Raw genomic sequence first — 650 nt, 5'->3', positions numbered from 1 at the left:
AGCAGCCGCCGGTGTTGCGGGTGATGCGCCGCAGGTCACACCCGACGCGGCCAGCGCGGGCCACGCGGACGCGTCGTCCGCGCCGGATCGTGCCCTCATTCGGCGACGTCGAAAGGTCCGGGCGAAGGCTGCCGGGCTCGGCCGATCCCGAGGTGGGCTGAGCAGCAAAATCCACGCTGCGGTCGATACCGCCGGGCTGCCGCTGGCCTTCGTGCTCACCCCCGGTCAAGCCGGCGACTGTCCGCGGTTCATCACCGTCCTGGACAAGATCCGCATTCCCGGCCGGGTCGGCCGGCCTCGGACCCGCCCTGTCGCGGTGGCTGCGGACAAGGCCTACTCCTCCAAGGCCAACCGCTCCTACCTGCGCCGCCGCAAGATCACCGCGGTCATCCCGGAGAAGACCGACCAGCAGGCCAACCGTACGAAGAGAGGTTCAGCGGGCGGGCGGCCCGTCGGCTTCGATCCAGCACGCTACCGGCAGCGCAACACCATTGAACGCTGCTTCCAGAAGATCAAGAGCTGGCGCGGATTAGCCACCCGCTACGACAAGACCCCGGAAAGCTATGAGGCCGGACTCCACCTCCGGGGCTCGATCATGTGGCTGAAACTCCTCACCTCAACCACATGATCCGAACCTCGAACAGTTCCTA

The 650-nt window shown here is 67.4% G+C and carries 1 protein-coding gene; it reads left to right on the top strand.

Features of this window, described 5'->3' with window-relative positions; genetic code table 11:
- On the top strand, positions 1-628 hold a 628-nt coding region (locus ACLQ2R_RS39495; RefSeq protein WP_425966539.1), incomplete at its 5' end, for an IS5 family transposase.
- Positions 629-650 lie beyond the last annotated feature (22 nt).

Source organism: Streptosporangium sp. DT93 (assembly GCF_049844535.1).
In the GTDB taxonomy this organism is placed as follows: Bacteria; Actinomycetota; Actinomycetes; order Streptosporangiales; family Streptosporangiaceae; genus Streptosporangium.
The sequence above is the reverse complement of the archived record's forward strand: the minus strand, read 5'-3'. Positions and strand labels throughout refer to the sequence as shown.